This window comes from Chishuiella changwenlii, from assembly GCF_900142565.1.
In the GTDB taxonomy this organism is placed as follows: Bacteria; Bacteroidota; Bacteroidia; order Flavobacteriales; family Weeksellaceae; genus Empedobacter; species Empedobacter changwenlii.
Genome location: NZ_FRBH01000014.1, coordinates 49360 through 71306 on the forward strand (window position 1 = coordinate 49360; position 21947 = coordinate 71306).

The window sequence follows — 21947 nt, forward strand, 5'->3', positions numbered from 1 at the left end:
TCAAATAAAAAAAGCTGCCTTATAATAATAAAACAGCTTCTATATAATTTATTTACTTGCTTCTAATTCTGAAATATGATTAAACTTCTTAATTAATTTATTGTCTTTATCAATTAAAAGAAGAGTAGGAGTAGACTCTATACCGAATTCTTCAACAATCGGAGAATCCCATTTCAACAGATCAGTATAATTATACCAAGAAAAATCTTTTGTAGCTTTCGCAAATTCACTTTGATCATAATCTAAAGAGATAGCAACTATTTCACCTCCTTTCGCTTTAAAATCCTTGTAGAACTCTTTTACGTATGGCATCTCTTGTTGACAAGCAGGACACCATGAAGCCCAAAAAATAATTAATTTCTGATTTGCTTTAATATCGTATAAGCTTTTTTTACCATTTACACTTTTTTCAAATGTAATATTAGGCACTTTTACTCCAACTTTAGTGGTACTTTGTCCAACACGTTTCTTTAATTGATCTGTTAATTTACATGTTAAACCATTTACTTTATCTACGTATTTTTTGTGAAAATTAGGATAATCTTTCTCTGGAACAAAACTTAAAATAGAAGTTAAAACATTTTGTCCTCTTGTAGTCTGAATATCTGTTTTAGCTAAAATTTCTTCAGTTGCATTAGTTAAATTATTTTCAACATTTTGACTCCCTGAAGAGCTTAATTTTGTATTGATATAAGCAAAAACCAAATCATTAAACATCCCAGATTGCTCTAATCTTTCATCATCATTTGTAAAATGAGTTGCAATTGCATTTGCAAGTTCAATATCGGTATTAGATTGTGCTTTTTGTTTTAAATCTGCCAATTTACCAATGTAAGTCACTAACTCAGAAAATTTCTGACTGTCTTTAATTGCATTAATTCGCTTGTCTTCTTTTACCATTGCAGTATAAAACTCATCTGTAGGTTTATACATTTGCATTAAGTAAGGAAAAACTTGTGATTGTACTTCATTAAAAGTTCTTGATTCTAAAGACTTATTATATTCTTTTTGTGCATCACCTTCAATAACTTTCAATTCTTTGTTTAAATCTTGACCATTAACGGTTTTAAATTTAAGATTCTTATTGTCAGATAATAAAGAGATATTTTGTCCATTAGGTAAATCTATACGAACAATTCCATTATATTCCTTCGGAACATTCGCAGAGAAATTTCCTTGATTATCAGTATTAATATTTTTAATTAATTTAAGTTCTGCGTTTTCAAAAACTTTTACTAACACAGGTTTATTAGCATAATTTTCTATCTGACCAGAAACAGAAAATTGACCAAAGGCACTACTTCCCAAAATAATTAATGGGATAATAAATTTATTTTTCATTGAATGATTTATTTGTTATAAAAAAAACCTCAATCCTTAGATTGAGGTTTTAAAAATATGAATTTATTTTCTAAATAATTCTTTTTGTTTGTATGAAATTGCTCCACCAACTATAATTGCTGTAACAACCAACATAGGAATGTAATCATCAATCGGTGTTGCTGGTGTACCAGGTGCACCTGTAACAGGAGGTGGGGGTGTCCCACAATCAGGATCTCCTGGTAAACAGTCCTGGGCAGAAATTGATACATTTAATATTGTAAGCAATATAAATGTAAAAAGGAATTTAAAATTTTTCATATAGTAGGTTTAATTATTTATTAGTTGTTTTCTCGCTTACTACTTTTCCATTTTTGTATGTAACTACAACAACATATAAATTAGGAGCTTTAGCAATATCTAATTTATAATCAGAATTTGTATTAACATTAGAGAAACGAGATATTAATCTACCACTAACATCATATACTTCTACTGTTGCAGTAGTGTTTCTTTCTTCGAAACGAACAAATTTCTGATTGTTGTTAGCGTATAAATAAGTTGCATTATTTTTATTTAAATCGTCAGTACCTAAAGTTTTAGGTTCTTGATTCCAATAAAACTCAAAACGATCATTTATTTTGTCATCAGCTGTAAATGATATTTCAGTGTTAGCATCTACAGTACTCACTTTATTTGCAACCTTGTCTAATAAATAGTATGTACCTACATTAAAGTTACTATCAATCTGATTTAAAATTGATTGTTCAAACAAACGTAAATTAATTCTATATTGAGCACCTTCTTCTAAGTTATTAAAACCAATTTTAATAGGTTTTCCAACATAATCTTGAGAATTAAACTCGTTAAGTAACGTTTGGTTTTCACTTAAAAATTCACCAGTCTTAGTCTCTTCATAGATATAAATAGGGTTTGTAGAAATTCTTACAGTTGCAGGATTTGCAGAACCTGTAGTATAATTACTACTATTAATTAAATATCCAGCTTCACCTTGTATTTCATTATTTTTAGATAGGAATAACTCTACTTGAGTAAAATCATTATCACCTACTAATCCTTTTTGTTTCAAAGTTTCATCATTTAAGTAACTAGTACCTATAGTATCATTTTGACTTTGATTTTGAGAAGATCTAGCAAAAACACCTGAATTAACTGGTCTTCCAGAGAAATTATAGTCAAATGTTTTTTGTGTATCCGTAAATGTATATTTAGATGTTACAACATTAGTTCCTCCAATATTTGCTGCAACTAAAGTTGGGTATTCTACCTCAAAATATTCGAATGGTTTAATAAGTAAAGCATCAGGATTTCCAGCCCATGTATATGGAGTTGCTCCAGATGCAGCTTTAGTTAAATATGCACTAATTCTTGTATCACTAATTGTATTACTACCACCAGTTTGTGGTCCCCAGTTAATTGTATATGCTATAGGTAATTTTGTAATACGAATTCTTAAAGCTGTATCATGTAATTGAGTTGGAGTATTTTCTACACCGTTTACAACAATTTTCAACCAAGAAGTAGCTCTTGAGATATCAGATAAATCTAAGTTAGATGTAAATGGGTTTGAGAAACGATGAATATTTTTTCCAAATCTAACACTACCATCTTGTCCACTAGGATTTCCTAAATAAGAATTATATCTTTCATCATAGTTGTTTGTTAACTCTTTCCAAGATCCCCAATTTGCACTTGAATAAGCTGCTTTTGAAGGGAAATTTCTAAGCCCACTTTCATAATCAAAAGTTACAGTCTTATTATTTGGTACACCATACACTCCAAAAGATGTTGTAGCACCTAAACCTTGTATAAATGTTCTAAGTCCTCCATTTCTTACATTTAATGTATAGTTAGAACCAGGAGAAACAGTAGTTGTTGCTGTTACTGCATCATACTCTGTATTGGCAACATCCCATACCAAAGCAGATTGTGTATATCTAGCCTGTCCACAAGGAGTATTTACTGCACAACTTCCAGAAAATGATGTATTTCCAGTAATTCTATTCATGATAGTGCTTACCTGTTGACCTGCTAAAAATGGAAGACCTAACATAGCATAATCATTGGCATTGACATCCATTTTTGTCTTTTCTATTGCAATATTTCCAGTTACTGTAGATGCATTATCAATAATTAACTGTCCATAAGAAGAAGAACCAGTGTATTTGTTTACAAAATTTTTACCAGTGGTATTTTGATTTGTAAATCCTCCTCTTACTTGTATATTTCCTTGGTTGATAATTTTCTCGGTTGTTCCAGTAGATGCAGGTGTATTTACAGTTACTGAACCACCGTTGTAAAACAATGTATTTGGATTCACTTTTACAATAACTGCGTCATTAATAAAAGTATTCTGAGCATTAAGACTAGAACATATAGCCCCTAATGCGAATAAAGCAAGTAAATTCTTTTTCATAATAATGTTGTTTTTAGCTTAGTTACAGAATTTACAACACATTGTTTAGGTAAAGTGACGTAATTCTTGTTACAAATATAAAAAAAATAAATAAAAAGTTATAATTCAGAAGATTATATTATTATTTTTTTTGGTGAATCTTTAATGTCATACATTAGATCTGTAAAAATTTCTTCTGTTACAGCGCGTAAACCGCGAGCTCCGAGACCTAATTCGTTTGCTCTGTCTACAATTTTATTTAACGTTTCATCGGTTACTGTTAATTCTCTATCATCTAAAGCAAAAAGTTTAGTATATTGTTTGATAAGAGCATTCTTCGGTTCTGTTAAAATAGCTCTCATAGCCTCTTTGTCTAAAGGTTTAAGAAATGTAATAACAGGTAATCGTCCAATTAACTCAGGAATAATTCCAAAGTTTTTTAAATCTTGTGCGTTAACTTCATCTAAAAGATTTTCTACTTCTTTTTGATCTTCGTTCTTAAAACCAATTACATGTTTCTTTAAACGATCCGCGATATGTTTCTCAATTCCTGAAAAAGCTCCTCCAGCAATAAATAATATATCTTTCGTATTAACTTCTATAAATTTTTGATCAGGATGTTTACGTCCTCCTTTGGGTGGTACATTAACAACTGTTCCTTCTAATATTTTTAAAAGAGCTTGTTGAACACCTTCTCCAGATACATCTCTTGTAATTGATGGATTATCACTTTTACGAGCAATTTTATCCATTTCATCTATAAAAACGATTCCTTTCTCGGCTAATTCAACATTGTAGTCTGCAGATTGTAATAAACGAGTTAAAATACTTTCAACATCTTCACCAACGTAACCAGCTTCTGTTAGCACAGTAGCATCAACAATAGCAAACGGAACATTTAATAATTTAGCAATTGTTTTTGCTAATAATGTTTTTCCACTTCCTGTTTCTCCTACAAGAATTACGTTAGATTTATCAATTTCTACATCATTATCGCGATCTAATAAGATTCTTTTATAATGATTGTATACAGCTACAGATAATATTTTTTTTGCTTGATCTTGTCCAATTACATAATCATCTAAAAATTCTTTGATTTCTTTTGGTGATTTTAATGTTAAAGGTTTAATTAACTCATTTTTATCATTAAATTTAGATTCCTCTAAAACAATACCATGAGCTTGTTCAATACAATTATCACAAATATTACCGTCAATTCCTGACACTAAAATATTTACTTCGTTTCTGCTTTTTCCACAAAAAGAGCACTTATTTTCTTCCAAATTCTTTTTAATTAAGTCGCAAAGTTACTTATTTTCTTTGTGATAGAAAATTTTGAGTAGAATTTATCTATTATTTAATGTGAGATGAAAAAGGACAATGATGTCTCCTTTTCGGAAAACCTTTTGTAGAGGAGGCTATCAGAATTATATGCAATATTGTAAGGAGTACTAAAATACAAAAAAAGCACTCAAATTGAGTGCTTTTTATTTTATGATTTTTATCACTATTTATGAACGAGGTAACAAAACTTCGTCAATCATTCCATATTCTTTTGCTTCTTGCGAAGTCATCCAGTAATCACGTTCTCCATCTTTTTCAATCTGTTTATAAGTTTGACCAGAATGGTGAGCTAAGATATCATATAATTCTTTTTTCAATTTCAAGATTTCCTTCAATGTAATTTCCATATCAGTTGCTTGTCCTTGTGCTCCTCCTAATGGTTGATGAATCATTACGCGAGAATGTTTAAGAGCTGAACGTTTTCCTGCAGCACCAGCAGCTAATAAAACTGCTCCCATAGAAGCTGCCATACCAGTACAAATTGTTGCTACATCTGGTTTTACCAATTGCATTGTATCGTAAATACCTAATCCTGCATAAACACCTCCTCCTGGAGAGTTAACATAAATTTGAATGTCTTTAGTAGAATCTACACTTTCTAAGAATAATAATTGCGCTTGAATAATATTTGCAATTTGATCGTCGATAGCTGTTCCTAAAAAGATAATTCTATCCATCATTAAGCGAGAGAATACGTCCATTTGTGCAACGTTTAATTTTCTTTCCTCAACAATGTATGGTGTTGTATTCTGAATATAGCTTTCTAAATGTAGAGAACTAATTCCTTTGTCCAACGCCGCGTATTTTTTAAATTCTTCTCCTACGTTTTTCATGATTTATTTAGATTTTTAATGGAAGATAAAGAATTTTTTCAGAAGTTTATATTAAGCTTCTTCTAATTCTTTATTCTTTTCTGTAATAATATCTACAAATTCGTCAAAAGTTACTTCTTTCTCATTCAATTTTACATTGCTTTTGAAAATTTCTAACATTTTGTCTGTAAATACTTGGTATGATAAACGGTTGTATTCTTCTTGATTTTGTAAAGCAGACATTGCAATTTGTTGTAATGTTTCTTCAGGAATAGAAGTTTGACCGTACATTTTTAATTGATCTTTAATAGCAGCAAAAGCAGCTTGTTTTACTTCTTCTGCATTTACTTCTACATTATTAACTTCTGCAATTTTAGCTTCGATTAATTGGTAACGTAAACTTTTGTCCATTTTTACCAATTCTTCTTTCGCTTGCTCTTCAGAAGTTACATTTTCGTTAGAAGTTAATAACCATTTTGTTAAGAATTCTGTTGGTAAATCAAATTTCACTGTATCTAATAATTTAGCTACAACATCATTGATGATTTGTTTGTCAGCTTCTTTGCTGTACATGTTTTCAGATTCTTCTTTGATTTTGTTACGGAAAGCTTCTTCAGAATCTACTGAACCTTCTCCGTAAACTTTATCAAATAACTCTTGGTTAATTTCAGCTTTTTCAGCTTTATTAATTTCTTTTATAGTATAAGAAACATTTACACCAGCTTCAGTAACTTCCGTTTTTAATTCTTGTGTAGCTTCTTCAACTGTATCAAAAATGTCATTAGAATTTACTTCAACAACATCACCTACTTTTTTACCGATAAATGCAGATGCATCTTTTAAGTCTTCTAAACGAACAAATGTTGCATTTGCTTCTTCTTGTCCTTCTACTTTTGCATCAACTTTTAAAACAGCTTCTGCTTCTGCCTCTGCTAAAGATTTTAAAGAACCAAATCTAGATGCAAAATTATCTACATATTTTTGTACCTCGTCATCAGCAACTTTTACTTTGTAAGTTTCAATTTCAACTTTAGATAAATCAACATCAAATTCTGGAGCTAATCCTAATTCGAAATCAAAGTTTAATTGTTCAGCATCCCAATCAATATCATTCATTACAGGAACTGGATTTCCTAATATTGATAATTTTTCTGTATTGATGTAGTCAGAAACGCTTTTTTGTAATAAGTCATTTACTGTATCAAAAATAACAGCTTGCTCGTATTGTTTCTTAATGAAACTCATAGGAACTTGACCTTTACGGAAACCTTTGATGTTTGCCGTTTTTCTGTATTGATTTAATACATCAACTACTTTTTCTTGATAATCTGCTTTATCAACAGTTACAGTTAATACTGCATTTAAATTGTCTGTTGTATTTTTAGTAATATTCATCTACCTTAAATTTGGAGTGCAAATGTATAAAATTTTCATCACTTTATCTAGTATTAAATAAAAACTCAAGTATTTCAATCACTATTAATTAACAATTAATATATTTTTTGAGTTAAATGATAATTATTTTAAAACTTCAGATTAAAAAATGCGAAATTTTACGCTCTTTATGTCAAGAGAAATTTCAATAATTAAGCCAATGTGCTAAGTGTGACATTTTGACATTTATAAATACGTTTAGTCATTAAATGACCTAAAAAAAGTGCATAAAAAAAAGTCAAAGTTTATAAACTTTGACTTTTTTAATAGTTATGTGAATGAATTTTTTAATTAAAATTCTCCGTAGTTTGCATAAGATTCATCAAAAACAAAATCTTCCATAAATTTAGTTGTGTAATTACCAGCAATAAAATCTGGGTGATCCATCAACTGTAAATGGAATGGGATTGTTGTTTTAATTCCTTCAATATAAAATTCTTCTAATGCACGTTTCATTTTATTAATTGCTTCTTCACGTGTTTGTGCAGTTGTAATTAACTTAGCAATCATAGAATCGTAATTAGGTGGAATTGTATAACCAGCATATACGTGTGTATCTACACGAACACCATTACCACCAGGGATATTAATAGATGTAATTTTTCCTGGAGAAGGGCGGAAGTCATTGTAAGGATCTTCTGCATTGATACGACATTCGATAGAATGACCTTGTGGGAAATAGTTTTTACCAGATATTGATTCACCAGCCGCTAACATAATTTGTTCACGGATTAAATCGAAACCTGTTACTTGTTCAGTAATTGGGTGTTCTACTTGGATACGAGTATTCATTTCCATAAAGTAGAAATCTCCATGTTTGTCAACCAAAAATTCGATTGTACCAACACCTTCATAACCGATGAATTCACAAGCTTTGATAGCTGCATCACCCATACGTTGACGTAAATCGTCAGTCATAATTGGAGATGGAGTTTCTTCTGCTAATTTTTGGTTACGTCTTTGGATAGAACAGTCACGCTCTGATAAGTGACAAGCTCTACCATTTTGGTCACTTGCAACTTGTATTTCGATATGACGTGGTTCTTCGATTAATTTTTCCATGTACATACCATCGTTTCCGAAGGCAGCAGCTGCTTCTTGACGAGCAGATTCCCAAGCATGTAATAAATCTTCTTCTTTCCAAATAGCACGCATACCTTTACCACCACCACCGGCAGTAGCTTTCATCATTACTGGGTATTTTATTTCACGAGCAACTTCTACAGCTTGTTCGTAACTTTCTAATAAACCGTCAGAACCAGGAACAACAGGTACACCTGCTTCTTTCATTGTTGCTTTTGCATTCGCTTTATCTCCCATACGGTCGATATTGTCTGAAGGTGCTCCAATAAATTTAATTCCGTTCGATTGACAGATCTTAGAAAAAGTTGAGTTCTCTGATAAAAATCCGTAACCTGGGTGAATAGCATCAGCATCTGTAATTTCTGCAGCTGCAATAATGTTAGACATTTTAAGGTACGAATCCTTACTTGGTGCAGGACCAATACACACAGCTTCGTCAGCGAAGCGAACATGTAAAGATGTTTCGTCTGCTTTAGAGTATACAGCAACAGTTTTTATACCCATTTCTTTTGCAGTACGTATAATACGCATTGCAATTTCTCCTCTATTTGCAATTAATATCTTCTTAAACATAATTTTCTAGATGTAAGAATAAATTAAGAAGGATCAACTAAGAATAATGGTTGATCATATTCTACTGGGCTAGCATCGTCTACTAAGATTTTAACGATTTTACCAGAAATTTCAGATTCGATTTCGTTGAATAATTTCATTGCTTCAACAATACATAAAACTTTACCAGAATTGATAGAATCACCAACAGCTATAAAAGGTTCTTTTCCAGGACCCGCAGAACGGTAGAAAGTTCCAATCATAGGAGATTTTATAGTAACATAATTACTATTTTCATCTGCTGCTACAGTTGTTTCTGTAGAGTTGTTTGTTGGAGCTGCAGCAGGAGCTTGTGGAGCAAATGCAGCAGGAGCTTGAGGTACGTAATATTGTTGAGACGCAACTTGTGCAGGAACACTCGCTAATGTTTTGATTTTTATTTCAATGTCATCTTGTTTGATGCTTACTTCAGCAACTTCTGCTTTTGAAACAAATCTAATTAAATTTTGAATGTCTTTAATGTCCATATAATGCGGTTTTTAATTTGACCTTTTCGTTATATTCTTGTTAAAAGAAATCAAAGGTATTAAAAAAAATAAAAAAAGCTGCTTCTTTTTTTGGAAACAGCTCTAAAATCTTTCTAAGATTATATTATTCAGTAACTTCTTGTACGTTTTCTAATACTACTTTTCCTTTGTAGTATAATTTTCCGTCAGCCCAGTGAGCTCTGTGGTATAAATGTGCTTCACCAGAAGTTTTATCGATTGCTAATTGTGGAGCTTCGATTTTGTAGTGCGTTCTACGTTTATCTCTTCTTGTTGACGACTGTCTTCTCTTAGGATGTGCCATATCTAACTACTTTTTTTTCTTTATTTCTATAATTTATTTTAACTAATAAAACCAATTAAGGTTTTAAATCTTTCAATTTTGCCCAACGAGGATCGATGTCTTCATTATCGTCATCATCATCGTTGTTATTTTTATCCTCATTGTCTTCTTCTGCATCTTCGTTTAATTCGTAGATACTATACTGGTCAAGTAATTCGATCATGTCAGAATCGCTTTTCCCATTTAGAACATCTGGATGAATACGTTTTGTTGGAACTGATAACATTGCTAACTCATAAAGAACTTGTGCAATGTTTATCTGATATTCCTCTCTAGGAATAATCCAAATCTCATTATCCGTATCGTCAAATTCGTCTCCAAATTTAACAATTAATTCTGCTTTATTTGAAATTTCTTGCTCAAATAATTCTCCAGTTAAATCACAAGGTACAGTAATTGTTCCTTTTAACTGAATTTCTAATTCTAGCATTGTAGATTTTTTTTCTAATATAATTGTTGCAATAATATTAGGGTTTTCAAAATCTTGTTCAATATCAAATAATTCAAAGAACGATTGTGATAATTCGAATGTAAAATCACTCTTACCAAAAGGCAAGCTTGTAAATATAATATTGTAATTTTTTAACTTGTCCATACCACAAAAGGTTTGCAAAGATAATCTAATTTATTTAAAATTAATAGTTCTTTGTAATATTTTTTAAATTTTATTCTCTATTGTCACCTTTCTCCAATTTTAGAGGAATGTGTTGAAGAACGTTTTGTGTCAGTTCTTTATATTCTTCTCTATTTTTGAATAATTCTATTGCTGCAAAAATAGCTTCTTTAAAAGATTCTTCATTAGCAATTCCTTTTCCTGCTATGTCATATGCAACACCATGATCTGGTGAAGTACGTACATATTTTAACCCTGCAGTGTAATTTACACCTTCATCAAAACTAATTGTTTTAAAAGCAACTAATCCTTGATCATGGTACATAGCAAGAACTCCATCAAAGTTATTTAAATTACTAGAGTTAAAAAAACTATCAGCAGGATAAGGTCCAAAGATTAACTTATCTTCGTTAATACAACGTTCGATAACTGGAGAAATTATTTCTTTTTCTTCAGATCCTAATAAACCATTATCTCCAGCATGAGGATTTAATCCTAATACAGCAATTTTAGGTTTTGAGATAGCGTAGTCTTCAACTAAACTTTTATGAATTTGTTGAATTTTTGAATAAACAGATTTAGGGTTAATGTTTTTTGAAATCTCACTAACTGGAATGTGTTGTGTAACTAAACCTACTCTTAATTTTTCTGAAACTAAAAACATTAATGGTTTTCCTTCCCAAACTTTACCTAAAAATTCTGTGTGTCCAGGAAAATTAAATTCCTCTGATTGAATATTATCTTTGTTGATTGGTGCTGTTACCAAAACATCCGTAAAGCCGTTAGAAACAGATTCTGCTGCGGCTTTTAAAGATTGATAAGCATGTTCACCAGCTTCCTTTGTAACTTTACCAAAATGTACATCAATTTGATCTTTCCAAAGGTTAACAACATTTATCTTACCATCAACAATTTGACTTGCATCATGAATTCCTTGAAAGTTGATACGGTCAAGTTTTAAACGATCTTTTTGAAAAGATAGTAGTTTTGTTGAACCAAAAATTACAGGTGTAAAAAACTCTGTGATTTCTTTCTCATGTAAGGTTTTTAGAATAACTTCTATTCCAACTCCATTATAATCGCCAATAGAAATGGCTACTCTTATTTTTCTATCTTTTTCAGACATAATTTTAATTTAATAAGATTGACTTGTTGGTTTGTTTCTTTTTAAGAATTTTTTATAGATTAAATCTACACATAAACCTCCAATCCAAGATGAAAAGAATAAAACAGGACATATTGCAACTTCATACCAAGTCGGGTGGTAAGGAGTGATTAAAACATCTCCTAGAGCAATTATTAATAAAATAAAACCAACAAACATCGTGTAAGCTTGTTTTGCTCTTCTTACAATAAGTGCTGTTACAACTCCACCAATTAATGCTCCTAAACCACTTATGGCAAGCATAGATCCGAAAAATTGTACTTCATTTTTTTTACCTACTCCAACAGAAAAGAATTTAATAACATGTCTCCATTCTGGAAAAATTTTATCGTCCCATCCTAAACGATCTGCATTGTAAATAAGACCAAATTGCACAATAACATAGATTATTGCTAATCCAATTAATACTGCAATTGTATTTCTTACAACGGTTTTGTCTCTTAGCATATTTTTTTATTAGTCTGCAATAGCTATTACAGATATTTCTACATTAACATCACGAGGTAAACGAGCCACTTCTACACATTCGCGAGCTGGATAGTTTTCATCGTTAAAATAAGAAGCATATACTTCGTTAACAAGATTAAAATCATTTAAATCTTTTACAAAAATAGTTGCCTTTACAACATTATCAATTGATGTGCCACCAGCTTTTAAAATTTCGATAACATTTTTCATTACTTGGTGTACTTCGTCTTGAATTCCTGTTGTAACCAATTCGTTTTTCTCTACATTGAACGGGATTTGTCCAGATGTGTAAATAAAACCATTGTATTTAACTCCTTGCGAATAAGGACCAATTGCTTGTGGTGCTTTATCTGTGTGAATAATTTGTTTTTTCATTTTTATATTTTTTTAATAATTAAGTCGAGATCTTTCGTTGTATTTTAAATCTTGTAAAATAGAAGCTTTGATTCCGATGAAGAAATCATAACTCTTATATGTTCCCATTGGTGTCCAGTTAAAAGAGAATGTAAAGCTTCGTAAATCTCTCTCAAAACCAAAACGAACATATGTAATTTCATTCGTAATGAAATCGTATGTTGCATTGGCAGAAATAGCCCAATATGGAGTTGGAGAAATTTTACCATTCATTGCAACAGAGGCAGTACTATTTCCTTTTCTTTCTGTTCCTTTAGAGTAATTGTAGCTTAAATTAGCGGTTAAACTCCAAGGAATTGCATAATGTGCATAATTATCGTTGTCGTAATAGAAATTTTCATCACGAACAGTTCCTTTTCTTTTATAATTCTTAGCTTCAAATCGCTCGCCTCCAAAAGTACTATTATCAAACGTATAACCAGTTCCTAAAGTTACGTTAGAAATGCGTAAATGTTTTAGTCCGATATTATCAACTCTTTCAGAAACCTCTCTTCCATCAGCATTAATATATCGTCTTATTTCATAAGGATTCACACTTGATGAAAACTGTACATTCACTTTACGATCAAATAAAGATGTCATTCCATTAATATTAATAGGAGAAAGTTTAAATTCTTCTGCTGAAAAATTATAGGCAGAAGTAAATCTTAAATATTCAAATATTTTAATTTTTTTGAAACCTTTCGAATCATCTTCATCTCTAATCTTCATTTCTAAGTTGTTTGAGATTCCGAAGTTTAATGAGTTTGTTAAACCAGGAACACTTACACCATATAATGAATTTTGATATTGATTATACCATATTTCTTCTTGATTTCTTCCTTGATAAGATTTATAATATCCCCATGAAGGATCTTGGAAATCTGGCGTAAAACTATAACCAATTGTTGGTGTAATAACATGTTGCACACCAAGAATCGGAGCATTTTTATTTGGATTGATATAAGTTCCATAAATATTAGTAGATAAGGAAGCATTAAAATTAAAAGTTCTGTAAGAATTAAATCCTTTTAATGTTGTATCCTCAACTCTATTATTTACATTATTGTATCGTTTTACTAATCTGTTGTCTCCCCAAACCTCGTTATAATCTGACGATAACGTTAAAGGGAAATAATTTGCTAAAGTAACACCAGTTTGTAAACCAATTTTATGATTAGCACCCATTCGCATTTGCTCTTTCCACATTTTATCTGTAAAAAGATCTTTATCTGTTGTGTTTACTTCATTTCCTGCTTGTAAAGCATATGTTAAACCAAGGTTTTGTAATAAACCTTCTTTTGGCATATTCTTCTTAGCAAAAGGAAAAACACGTGACATGTTAAGGTTTAATTTCGGAAACGAAACATTAACTTGTCCTGTATTATAATTCTGAGAATGTGACATACTTAACTGTGCTGTTAATGGAGCATTCTCAAAGTTTTTTGTTAAGTTAATAGACGAGTTAACGTTGTTTGTGAAAACTTGTCCAGTATTAATGTATTGATTCCTTACAGATTGGCGGAAATATTTAGCACTAGAGAAATTTACATTGGCATTAAACAATAAGAATGGATTTGCCTTTGGATCTTGCGTATGCGACCAAGTAATTCCAAATAAATTTTGTTTAGAAAATGCATTTGCACCATCTGTAATTCCCTTTATACCTGTTAATCTATTTTCTACACTTGCAGAAAATGTACCGTTGTATTTGTATCTTTTTTTATAGGTAGACTCTCCACGTAAAGCCCAACTTCCTTTTGTATAGACATCTCCAGAAAGTTTTAAATCGAAATTATCTCCAAATGGAATATAAAAACCTAAATCTTCTATAAAGAAACCAAGATTTGTTCTTTCTCCGGGACGAGGCATTAAAATACCTGCTGCACGTTTTGCTCCCATTGCAGGGATATAACCAAATGGTAAAGCAAGTGGAGTAGGGACATCATAAATATACATATTGATTGGTCCTGTGATTAAAGTATTTCCAGCTGGTTTTTTAATCATTTTACCTTCTCTTGCACGAAGAAGATAGTCAGGACGTGTGTCTTTACCTTCTTTAAAATAAGTGTCGGTTGTAAAATCTGCACGTTTTAATAACATTACAGAATCGTTTACACGTTTAGCTTTGTCTGCAATAATAACACCTTCGTCTTGTGTCATTCTAATGTTGTAAGCAATTCCGACTCTTGTTTTAAAATTAACTTTAAAAGCATCTTGCAGAATTTCTTGCTGTCCTTGTGTAAACTTTGTTTTTTCAATAATATTACCAATAGAATCGCGCTTACCTTCGGCATAAACATCACCTGTATCCCAATTTAATTCTATATAATCTGCATCAATAACCATATCACCATAGGTAACATGTGCCTTACGCAAAAGGTAAGTCATACGTTTTTTACGGTTATGAATTTCGTCCTCAGAACTATGTTCTACTATAAACTCTAATTTCTCCTTTACAGGAATAATTGTATCTAATTTAACAGAATCGGATACAACTTTAGAGTTATCTTTATCGTTATTATTTTGCCTTACTTGTGCTACCGAAATAGTACAAATCATTACAGGACTAAAAAATAAAATCGATTTTATTGCCTTTGTAAACAAATTGAAAAACTTATTTTTTATAAATTGCGTCAAAATTAATCAAAAAAACAAACCTAGAGTATGAGTTTAAAAATGATTAACATACAAAAGTATTTATTTTTTGTGATGATGGTGACATTTTCTGTGTTTTCATTTTCACAAAAAAAACAAAATTTTGTTATTGTTATTGATGCTGGTCATGGTGGACATGACACTGGAGCAAGGGGAGTCGCTGATTTAGAAAAGAATATTGCATTAGATGTTTCTTTGAGATTTGGAAATCTTATCGAGAAAAATCATAAAGATGTTAAAGTTGTTTGGACTAGGAAAACAGATGTTTTCTTAGAATTATCCGAAAGAGCTGACATTTCTAATGCCAATCATGCTAATTTATTTGTGTCGGTGCATTGTAATTCTGCCTCAAATACATCAGCAACTGGAACTGAAACCTTTGTAATGGGACTTAAAAAAATGGATCAGACAGATGAGGTTTCTCGCAGAGAGAATTCGGTTGTATTCTTAGAAAAAGACCAAGAGAAATACGAAAAATTTAATCCAAATGATCCAGAAGCTGTAATTGCTTTTGAGATTATGAATGCTGCTTACAAAGAACAAAGTTTACGTTTTGCAGATTTAATGGAGAAAACTTTTGTAAACAGTCAAGGAAGAAGAAGTAGAGGAGTTAAACAAGGAAATTTACACGTATTAAGAAATAATGCTTCACCATCTGTTTTGGTGGAAATGGGTTTTATTTCTAATTATGATGAAGGAACTTATTTAGCATCTGAACAAGGAAAACAAGATGTGGCTGAATCTCTTTACAAAGCTTTTAAACAATATAAAAGTGAGTATGACAGAAGAAGTGGAGTTTCTGAAGAAGAGGAAAAACCAAAACCTGTTAAAAAAGTAGAAAAACCTTTAGAAGGGAAGAAATTAAAAATTAGAGTAATGGAATCTACCATGAAATTTTCTTCTACTTCACCACAATTAAGAGGTTTAACAGATTTTGAAGTTATTCAGGAAGGTAATAAGTATGTTTATTATTACGGTGAAACAGATTTACAATCTCGTGCAGATGATCTTTTAACAAGTATGAAGCGTAAAGGCTTCTCTGGAGCGAAAATTGTAGAATTTGAGACAAATAAAAAGTTAGAAGCAGGAAAGAATTACCGTGTACAATTCATGACATCTAATAAAAAATATCGTGATAGAGACGATAAATTTAATGGATTAACAAATGTACTTCGAGTAAAAGAAGGAGGCTTACAAAAATATTATTACGGAGCAGAAACAACAATGGAAGCTGCTCAAAAGGTATTAAAACAAGTACAAGATAAAGGTTTTAGAAACGCCTTTATTGTTACATTTAATGGTGAACAACCAATGTAATTGTAATATAAAATGTTTCTTTACAAATTAAGTTTTATTTTTGCATAAAATCATAACAGTGAAATTATCTAAAGAATTCAAAATAGGAATTATAACAATCTTAACCTTAGTTGGTTTTTTTATATTGTTTAATTTCTTAAAAGGGCAAAACATTTTTTCATCAGGTCGTTTATTTACGGTTAAATATGAAAATGTAAATGGATTAGCTCCATCAAAACCTGTATCTGTAAACGGATTAAGAGTTGGGCAGGTGAAAGAAATAAAAATTATAGATACTGCAAAACCAATTTATTTTGAAGTGGTAATTTCTGTAGAAAAAGATATCGAATTTTCTAAGAAAACAGTTGCTGAAATTTATGAACCAGGAATCATGTCTGGTCCAGAAATTAGATTAGTTTTAGATTATAGCACTGATATAGCAAAGAGTGGTGATTATTTAACTGGACGAATTGCTGGTGGATTATTTGATGGTATAACAAAACAATTATCGCCTACACAGGCAAAATTAGATAGCGTTTTATTAAGTGTTAATCAAACTTTAGGTGGAGTAAATAATATATTAGATCCATCAACTCAACGTGATATAAAATTAATGTTGAGAAATTTAAATCATACAATTGATTCTTTTGATAAAACTGCACAATCATTAACAGCTACATCAAATAGTGCCAATCGTTTAATTGCATCTAATGAGAAAACGTTGACATCTACATTAAACAATGCAAATGCAACATTAGCTTCTACTAAAACAACAATTGATAAATTTGGTAAAACAGCAGATAAGATTAATGAATTGCAATTGGATCAAATTGTTAAGAATTTCGAGAATTCTTCAAAAAATTTAAATACCTTGTTAGAGGATATTAATAATGGTAAAGGTTCTTTAGGTAAATTAGCAAAAGACGAAGGAATTGCAAATGAATTAGAGGCTACAATAAAAAATATGAATGCTTTGGTTGAAGATTTAAAGAAAAATCCAAGTCGTTATGTTAACATTTCTGTCTTCGGAAAAAAACAACCAGTTCAGCAATAAAAGAATATAACCAAAACACACAAAAGACTAAAATAAATGATAAACTACATTCCAAATGTAATTTTCCTATTAATTATGATTGGAAGTATTTGGTTTTTTACGCTAAACGTAAAACGTCTAATACGGAACATTAAATTAGGAAAAGATATTAATCGATTTGATCGTCCAGCAGAACGATGGAAAACAATGGCTCGTGTAGCTTTAGGACAAGGCAAAATGACTGTAAGACCAATTCCTGGTATATTACATATTTTTGTATATGTTGGTTTTGTTCTGATTAATATCGAAGTGCTAGAAATTATTATAGACGGAATTTTTGGAACACATCGTATTTTAAGCTTTTTAGGAAGTTTTTATAATGGAATGATAGGCTTTTTTGAGATTTTAGCTTTCCTTGTAATGACTTCTTGTATCGTATTTTGGATTAGAAGAAATATTGTTAAAATAAAACGTTTTTGGAATCCAGAAATGAAAAATTGGCCGAAAGATGATGCCAATTACATTTTGTTTATGGAAGTTGCATTTATGCTGGCATTGTTTACAATGAATGGTGCAGATCAGGTTTTACAAGAGATGAATGCTCCACATTATTCTCAAGCAGGGTCATTTCCTATTTCATCATGGTTAACAGCACCAATTATTCGTCAGTTTAACGATATAACATTTATTACAATTATAGAAAGAGCAGCGTGGTGGTTTCATATCATTGGTATTTTCTTTTTCTTAAATTATTTATATTACTCAAAACATTTACATATCATATTAGCATTTCCAAATACTTGGTTTTCTAAATTAGAACCAAAAGGAGAATTCAATAATTTGGAAGCTGTTACAAATGAAGTAAAAATGATGATGGATCCAAATGCAGATCCTTATGCAGCACCTGCAGAACCACAGGGAGAGCCTGAGACATTTGGAGCAAAAGATGTGTTTGATCTTAATCAGGTACAATTATTAAATGCATATACTTGTACAGAATGTGGACGATGCACCTCAGAATGTCCAGCTAATTTAACGGGAAAGAAATTATCTCCACGTAAAATTATGATGGATACAAGAGATCGTTTAGAAGATATTAGTAAAAACATTGATACAAATGGAAAGTTTGTTGACGATGGTAAAACATTGGTAAATGATTACATTACAGCAGAAGAATTATGGGCATGTACATCATGTAATGCTTGTGTGCAAGCTTGTCCTGTAAACATTGATCCGTTGTCTATTATAGTCGATTTACGTCGCTTTTTGGTAATGGAACAGTCAGCAGCTCCACAAGAGTTGAATATGATGATGACAAACGTTGAAAACAACGGTGCTCCATGGCAATTTAATAATGCAGACAGATTAAATTGGGCAAACGATTAATAATAACACACATGTAAAAGGAATTATTTACTCATTCTCAATCACTATTAATTTACACAACAAACACAATAAAGACAACAAACTATGGAGAATTTCTTAGAGGAAAAAATTGAAAATGGAGAGAGAGTAAGTCCTATTTTACCGGAAAATGTTAAAAACTATTTAATTGATATTGACGGAACAATATGCGATGATATTCCAAACGAAGAACCAGAAAGAATGTTAACTGCGGAAGTTTATCCAGATGCATTAGAAACATTAAACAAATGGTACGAAGAAGGACATATTATTACGTTTTTTACGTCGAGAACAGAAGAACATCGTGAGTATACAGAAATATGGTTAAAAAAACATGGTTTCAATTATCATGCTTTATTAATGGGAAAACCTCGTGGAGGTAATTATCATTGGATAGATAACCATTTAGTAAGAGCAACACGATACAATGGTAAATTTACAGATTTAATAGAGAAAACTGCTTCAATACAAGTTTTTGATGATGGTGAACATCATTAATTAAATCTTAATCACAACACAAAGACTACAAAAAAATATGTCAAATTTTACAGTAAAAACAATGGCTCAGTACATGGCCGAAGGTAAACAACCAGAAGTTTTATTTTGGGTTGGATGCGCTGGAAGTTTTGATGACAGAGCTAAAAAAATTACACGTGCTTTTGTAAAAATTCTTAATAATATAGGAGTTGAATTTGCTGTGCTTGGTACAGAAGAATCATGTACAGGAGATCCAGCAAAAAGAGCAGGGAATGAATTTGTTTTCCAAATGCAAGCAATGATGAATATTGAAGTTCTAAATGCTTACGAAATAAAGAAAATTGTAACGACTTGTCCGCATTGCTTCAATACACTGAAAAATGAGTACCCTTCTTTAGGAGGAGACTATGAAGTTTTACATCACTCTCAGTATTTACAACAGTTAATTAACGATGGAAAACTGAAATTAGAAGGTTCTGAAACATTTAAAGGTAAAAGAATTACATTTCATGATCCGTGTTATTTAGGAAGAGGTAATGACGTTTATGAAGCTCCTCGCGAATTAATTGAAAAATTAGATGCAGAGCTAGTAGAAATGAAACGTTGTAAAACACGTGGACTTTGTTGTGGAGCTGGTGGTGCACAAATGTTTAAGGAACCAGAAAAAGGGAATAGAGACATTAATGTAGAACGTACAGAAGAAGCATTAGAAAAAGAACCACATATTATAGCAACAGGTTGTCCTTTCTGTAATACAATGATGACAGATGGAGTAAAACACTTCGAAAAAGAGTCTACTGTAGTTGTAAAAGATTTGGCTGAATTAATAATGGAAGCTAAAGATTTATAAGTACTATATTTTCAAAAATATAAAACAAAAGCCATCTATTTTAGATGGCTTTTGTTATGTAAATCAAATTAGTTTTACAACATATAACATTTATATAATTAATAAGTTGTATATTTGCAGAATATTAGGGACAAGATTTTTCTTGATAATCATCAAGATATGTTTTTTATTTACTTTTTTTAATCAATTTTTTGACTCAAGTCAACTCATTTCATTAATTTTTGTACTTCTAAAAATTCGTTACAAGATACTCTTATAAAATAGATTCTTCTATATTTTCTCTCTATAAAGTTTAAGTTTAATATTCTATTCAGTTCTGAGTAGACAAAAAAGATATTCTATGGCAGATTCAACATCTAAAAAAGAAAAAAATAAAAAGAAAGCATTAAAAAGACTCGAAAAAATAAGTAAGAGAGAAGATAGAAAAGAGAATAATAACAAAGGGAAGTCATTAGAAGAAATGATTGTTTATGTTGATGTTCTTGGAAACTTTACAGACGTTCCTCCACATCTTCAAGATAAAGAAGGAGATTTACTTAAAAATGATAGAAAAGTAGAAAAAGATGCTTTCATAGAAGGAGTTGTAGATAACTACAACGAATCAAAAGGTTTTGGTTTCATAAAAGTTCCTAATTCTAACGATAAAATATTCTTTCACTTTAAAGAGTCGAGAGAATTATTAAAAGTTGGAGATCAAGTTCAATTTAAGAAAGCGATTAGCGAAAAAGGGTTCAGAGCAACTCAAATAACAAAAAAATAATTTATTAAATATATACAAATGCAAGAAGGAACAGTAAAATTCTTCAACGAATCAAAAGGTTTTGGTTTTATTTCAAGTGCTAATGGTGGAGAAGACATCTTTGTTCACGTATCAGGATTAGTTGACCGTGTTAACGAAAATGACAGAGTATCTTTCGACCTTGAAAAAGGTAAAAAAGGTCTTATGGCAGTAAATGTAAAAAGAATATAATTTATTCATAGTTTTTTATTAAAAGGAGGAGATTGGAAACAATCTCCTTTTTGTTTTTCTATGAAGCTAGAATTATTTTGTAACTTTGAATTTATAATTAAAAAACGAGGAAAATGAATTTAGCAGACGATTCAAGAATTTGGATTTTTCAAGCCAATCGTAAATTCTCACAAGAAGAAAAAGAAGCTATTACAGCTAAACTAAATATTTTTATTGAAGATTGGAATGCGCATGGAGCCGTTCTATTAGCAGATTTTAAATTACCATACGATCAATTTATTGTTGTAGGAGTAGACGAAAATCAGGCAGCTGCAAGTGGTTGTTCAATTGATAAGTTAACAAAATTAATTAGAGAAATTGATGCTGATTATTCTTTTGATTTGTTAAACAGAATGTTAGTTTCTTATGAGAACCAAGAAGAAGTTATCATTGAAAAATTACCAACTTTTAAACAATTAGTTAAAGAAGGAGCAATTAACAATGTTAGAGTTTTTAATAATGGAATTTCTTCTTTAAAAGAATTTAATCAAAATTGGTTATTGCCACTTGAAGAAAGTTGGGCAAAAACATTATTAAACTAATATTTAGTAAAAAAAAAAATAATTGAAAGTCGGGTTTTAAACTCGACTTTTTTTTGTTTCGTTTTTTATTAAGTAATAAGTAATAAGTAATAAGTAATAAGTAATAAGTAATAAGTAAAAAGTAAAAAGTAAAAAGTAAAAAGTAATAAGTAATAAGTAATAAGTAATAAGTAATAAGTAATAAGTAATA

22 protein-coding genes are annotated in these 21947 nt (G+C 30.5%); 8 read left to right on the forward strand and 14 right to left on the reverse strand.

The annotated features are described in order from the left end of the window. Positions 1-48 precede the first annotated feature (48 nt). From BUA86_RS15015 to BUA86_RS15080, 14 genes are all read right to left on the reverse strand, one after another. The gene (locus BUA86_RS15015; RefSeq protein WP_072933969.1) at positions 49-1341 is read right to left on the reverse strand and encodes a TlpA family protein disulfide reductase; all 1293 of its coding nucleotides are present in this window, start codon (positions 1339-1341) and stop codon (positions 49-51) included. Positions 1342-1404: 63 nt separating this feature from the next. Continuing rightward, the gene (locus BUA86_RS15020) at positions 1405-1641 is read right to left on the reverse strand and encodes a hypothetical protein (RefSeq protein ID WP_143147342.1); all 237 of its coding nucleotides are present in this window, start codon (positions 1639-1641) and stop codon (positions 1405-1407) included. Between the two features lie 13 nt (positions 1642-1654). Further along, entirely contained in the window at positions 1655-3757 is a 2103-nt protein-coding gene (locus BUA86_RS15025; protein ID WP_072933971.1) for a T9SS type A sorting domain-containing protein, read from the reverse strand. A 113-nt stretch (positions 3758-3870) separates the two neighbouring features. Next, positions 3871-5019, reverse strand: a complete 1149-nt coding sequence (gene clpX / locus BUA86_RS15030) for an ATP-dependent Clp protease ATP-binding subunit ClpX (RefSeq protein WP_072933972.1) — start codon at positions 5017-5019, stop codon at positions 3871-3873. Positions 5020-5247: 228 nt separating this feature from the next. Further along, the gene (gene clpP, locus BUA86_RS15035; RefSeq protein ID WP_072933973.1) at positions 5248-5913 is read right to left on the reverse strand and encodes an ATP-dependent Clp endopeptidase proteolytic subunit ClpP; all 666 of its coding nucleotides are present in this window, start codon (positions 5911-5913) and stop codon (positions 5248-5250) included. Positions 5914-5964: 51 nt separating this feature from the next. Next, positions 5965-7287: a trigger factor gene (gene tig / locus BUA86_RS15040; RefSeq protein WP_072933974.1), complete on the reverse strand. Its 1323-nt coding sequence runs from the start codon at positions 7285-7287 to the stop codon at positions 5965-5967. 330 nt (positions 7288-7617) lie between these two features. Then, positions 7618-8982: an acetyl-CoA carboxylase biotin carboxylase subunit gene (gene accC / locus BUA86_RS15045; protein WP_072933975.1), complete on the reverse strand. Its 1365-nt coding sequence runs from the start codon at positions 8980-8982 to the stop codon at positions 7618-7620. A 23-nt stretch (positions 8983-9005) separates the two neighbouring features. After that, positions 9006-9488 carry an acetyl-CoA carboxylase biotin carboxyl carrier protein gene (gene accB / locus BUA86_RS15050; protein WP_072933976.1) on the reverse strand — a complete coding sequence of 161 codons (483 nt, stop codon included), beginning with the start codon at positions 9486-9488 and terminating at the stop codon, positions 9006-9008. Positions 9489-9612: 124 nt separating this feature from the next. Further along, complete coding sequence (gene rpmF, locus BUA86_RS15055; protein WP_072933977.1) at positions 9613-9810, reverse strand: 50S ribosomal protein L32; 198 nt, start codon at positions 9808-9810, stop codon at positions 9613-9615. Positions 9811-9865: 55 nt separating this feature from the next. After that, a complete protein-coding gene (locus tag BUA86_RS15060; RefSeq protein ID WP_072933978.1) occupies positions 9866-10444 on the reverse strand; it encodes a YceD family protein in 579 nt (192 codons plus the stop codon). 70 nt (positions 10445-10514) lie between these two features. Next, on the reverse strand, positions 10515-11588 hold the full coding sequence (pdxA, locus tag BUA86_RS15065; RefSeq protein ID WP_072933979.1) for a 4-hydroxythreonine-4-phosphate dehydrogenase PdxA: 1074 nt from the start codon (positions 11586-11588) through the stop codon (positions 10515-10517). Positions 11589-11597: 9 nt separating this feature from the next. Then, complete coding sequence (locus BUA86_RS15070; protein WP_072933980.1) at positions 11598-12074, reverse strand: hypothetical protein; 477 nt, start codon at positions 12072-12074, stop codon at positions 11598-11600. 9 nt (positions 12075-12083) lie between these two features. Beyond that, positions 12084-12470, reverse strand: coding sequence for a RidA family protein (locus BUA86_RS15075; protein WP_072933981.1), 387 nt, complete (start codon positions 12468-12470; stop codon positions 12084-12086). Between the two features lie 12 nt (positions 12471-12482). Beyond that, a complete protein-coding gene (locus tag BUA86_RS15080; protein WP_072933982.1) occupies positions 12483-15095 on the reverse strand; it encodes a putative LPS assembly protein LptD in 2613 nt (870 codons plus the stop codon). 72 nt (positions 15096-15167) lie between these two features. On the opposite strand from BUA86_RS15080, the gene BUA86_RS15085 reads away from it, so the two are divergent. The 8 genes from BUA86_RS15085 (at position 15168) to BUA86_RS15120 (ending at position 21757) form a co-directional block, all read left to right on the forward strand. Continuing rightward, on the forward strand, positions 15168-16463 hold the full coding sequence (locus BUA86_RS15085; protein ID WP_229731941.1) for an N-acetylmuramoyl-L-alanine amidase family protein: 1296 nt from the start codon (positions 15168-15170) through the stop codon (positions 16461-16463). Between the two features lie 58 nt (positions 16464-16521). Continuing rightward, a complete protein-coding gene (locus tag BUA86_RS15090; protein WP_072933984.1) occupies positions 16522-17496 on the forward strand; it encodes an MlaD family protein in 975 nt (324 codons plus the stop codon). Between the two features lie 39 nt (positions 17497-17535). Continuing rightward, entirely contained in the window at positions 17536-18861 is a 1326-nt protein-coding gene (locus BUA86_RS15095) for a 4Fe-4S dicluster domain-containing protein (protein ID WP_072933992.1), read from the forward strand. An 84-nt stretch (positions 18862-18945) separates the two neighbouring features. Further along, positions 18946-19377, forward strand: coding sequence for an LNS2 domain-containing protein (locus BUA86_RS15100; protein ID WP_072933985.1), 432 nt, complete (start codon positions 18946-18948; stop codon positions 19375-19377). A gap of 37 nt (positions 19378-19414) precedes the next feature. Beyond that, positions 19415-20206, forward strand: a complete 792-nt coding sequence (locus BUA86_RS15105) for a (Fe-S)-binding protein (protein ID WP_072933986.1) — start codon at positions 19415-19417, stop codon at positions 20204-20206. Positions 20207-20546: 340 nt separating this feature from the next. Beyond that, a complete protein-coding gene (locus BUA86_RS15110; RefSeq protein ID WP_072933987.1) occupies positions 20547-20966 on the forward strand; it encodes a cold shock domain-containing protein in 420 nt (139 codons plus the stop codon). An 18-nt stretch (positions 20967-20984) separates the two neighbouring features. Beyond that, positions 20985-21176: a cold-shock protein gene (locus tag BUA86_RS15115; protein ID WP_072933988.1), complete on the forward strand. Its 192-nt coding sequence runs from the start codon at positions 20985-20987 to the stop codon at positions 21174-21176. Positions 21177-21289: 113 nt separating this feature from the next. Beyond that, positions 21290-21757, forward strand: a complete 468-nt coding sequence (locus BUA86_RS15120; protein WP_072933989.1) for a hypothetical protein — start codon at positions 21290-21292, stop codon at positions 21755-21757. Positions 21758-21947 lie beyond the last annotated feature (190 nt).

Bases quoted from the DNA above. Each gene is read 5' to 3' on its own strand.
- BUA86_RS15105 (WP_072933986.1), top strand. From the start codon at position 19,415: ATGTCAAATTTTACAGTAAAAACAATGGCTCAGTACATGGCCGAAGGT.
- rpmF (WP_072933977.1), bottom strand. From the start codon at position 9,810: ATGGCACATCCTAAGAGAAGACAGTCGTCAACAAGAAGAGATAAACGT.
- BUA86_RS15100 (WP_072933985.1), top strand. From the start codon at position 18,946: ATGGAGAATTTCTTAGAGGAAAAAATTGAAAATGGAGAGAGAGTAAGT.
- BUA86_RS15020 (WP_143147342.1), bottom strand. From the start codon at position 1,641: ATGAAAAATTTTAAATTCCTTTTTACATTTATATTGCTTACAATATTA.
- pdxA (WP_072933979.1), bottom strand. From the start codon at position 11,588: ATGTCTGAAAAAGATAGAAAAATAAGAGTAGCCATTTCTATTGGCGAT.
- BUA86_RS15110 (WP_072933987.1), top strand. From the start codon at position 20,547: ATGGCAGATTCAACATCTAAAAAAGAAAAAAATAAAAAGAAAGCATTA.
- tig (WP_072933974.1), bottom strand. From the start codon at position 7,287: ATGAATATTACTAAAAATACAACAGACAATTTAAATGCAGTATTAACT.
- BUA86_RS15120 (WP_072933989.1), top strand. From the start codon at position 21,290: ATGAATTTAGCAGACGATTCAAGAATTTGGATTTTTCAAGCCAATCGT.
- accC (WP_072933975.1), bottom strand. From the start codon at position 8,982: ATGTTTAAGAAGATATTAATTGCAAATAGAGGAGAAATTGCAATGCGT.
- BUA86_RS15115 (WP_072933988.1), top strand. From the start codon at position 20,985: ATGCAAGAAGGAACAGTAAAATTCTTCAACGAATCAAAAGGTTTTGGT.
- BUA86_RS15075 (WP_072933981.1), bottom strand. From the start codon at position 12,470: ATGAAAAAACAAATTATTCACACAGATAAAGCACCACAAGCAATTGGT.
- clpP (WP_072933973.1), bottom strand. From the start codon at position 5,913: ATGAAAAACGTAGGAGAAGAATTTAAAAAATACGCGGCGTTGGACAAA.
- BUA86_RS15070 (WP_072933980.1), bottom strand. From the start codon at position 12,074: ATGCTAAGAGACAAAACCGTTGTAAGAAATACAATTGCAGTATTAATT.
- BUA86_RS15060 (WP_072933978.1), bottom strand. From the start codon at position 10,444: ATGGACAAGTTAAAAAATTACAATATTATATTTACAAGCTTGCCTTTT.
- BUA86_RS15085 (WP_229731941.1), top strand. From the start codon at position 15,168: ATGATTAACATACAAAAGTATTTATTTTTTGTGATGATGGTGACATTT.
- accB (WP_072933976.1), bottom strand. From the start codon at position 9,488: ATGGACATTAAAGACATTCAAAATTTAATTAGATTTGTTTCAAAAGCA.
- BUA86_RS15025 (WP_072933971.1), bottom strand. From the start codon at position 3,757: ATGAAAAAGAATTTACTTGCTTTATTCGCATTAGGGGCTATATGTTCT.
- BUA86_RS15015 (WP_072933969.1), bottom strand. From the start codon at position 1,341: ATGAAAAATAAATTTATTATCCCATTAATTATTTTGGGAAGTAGTGCC.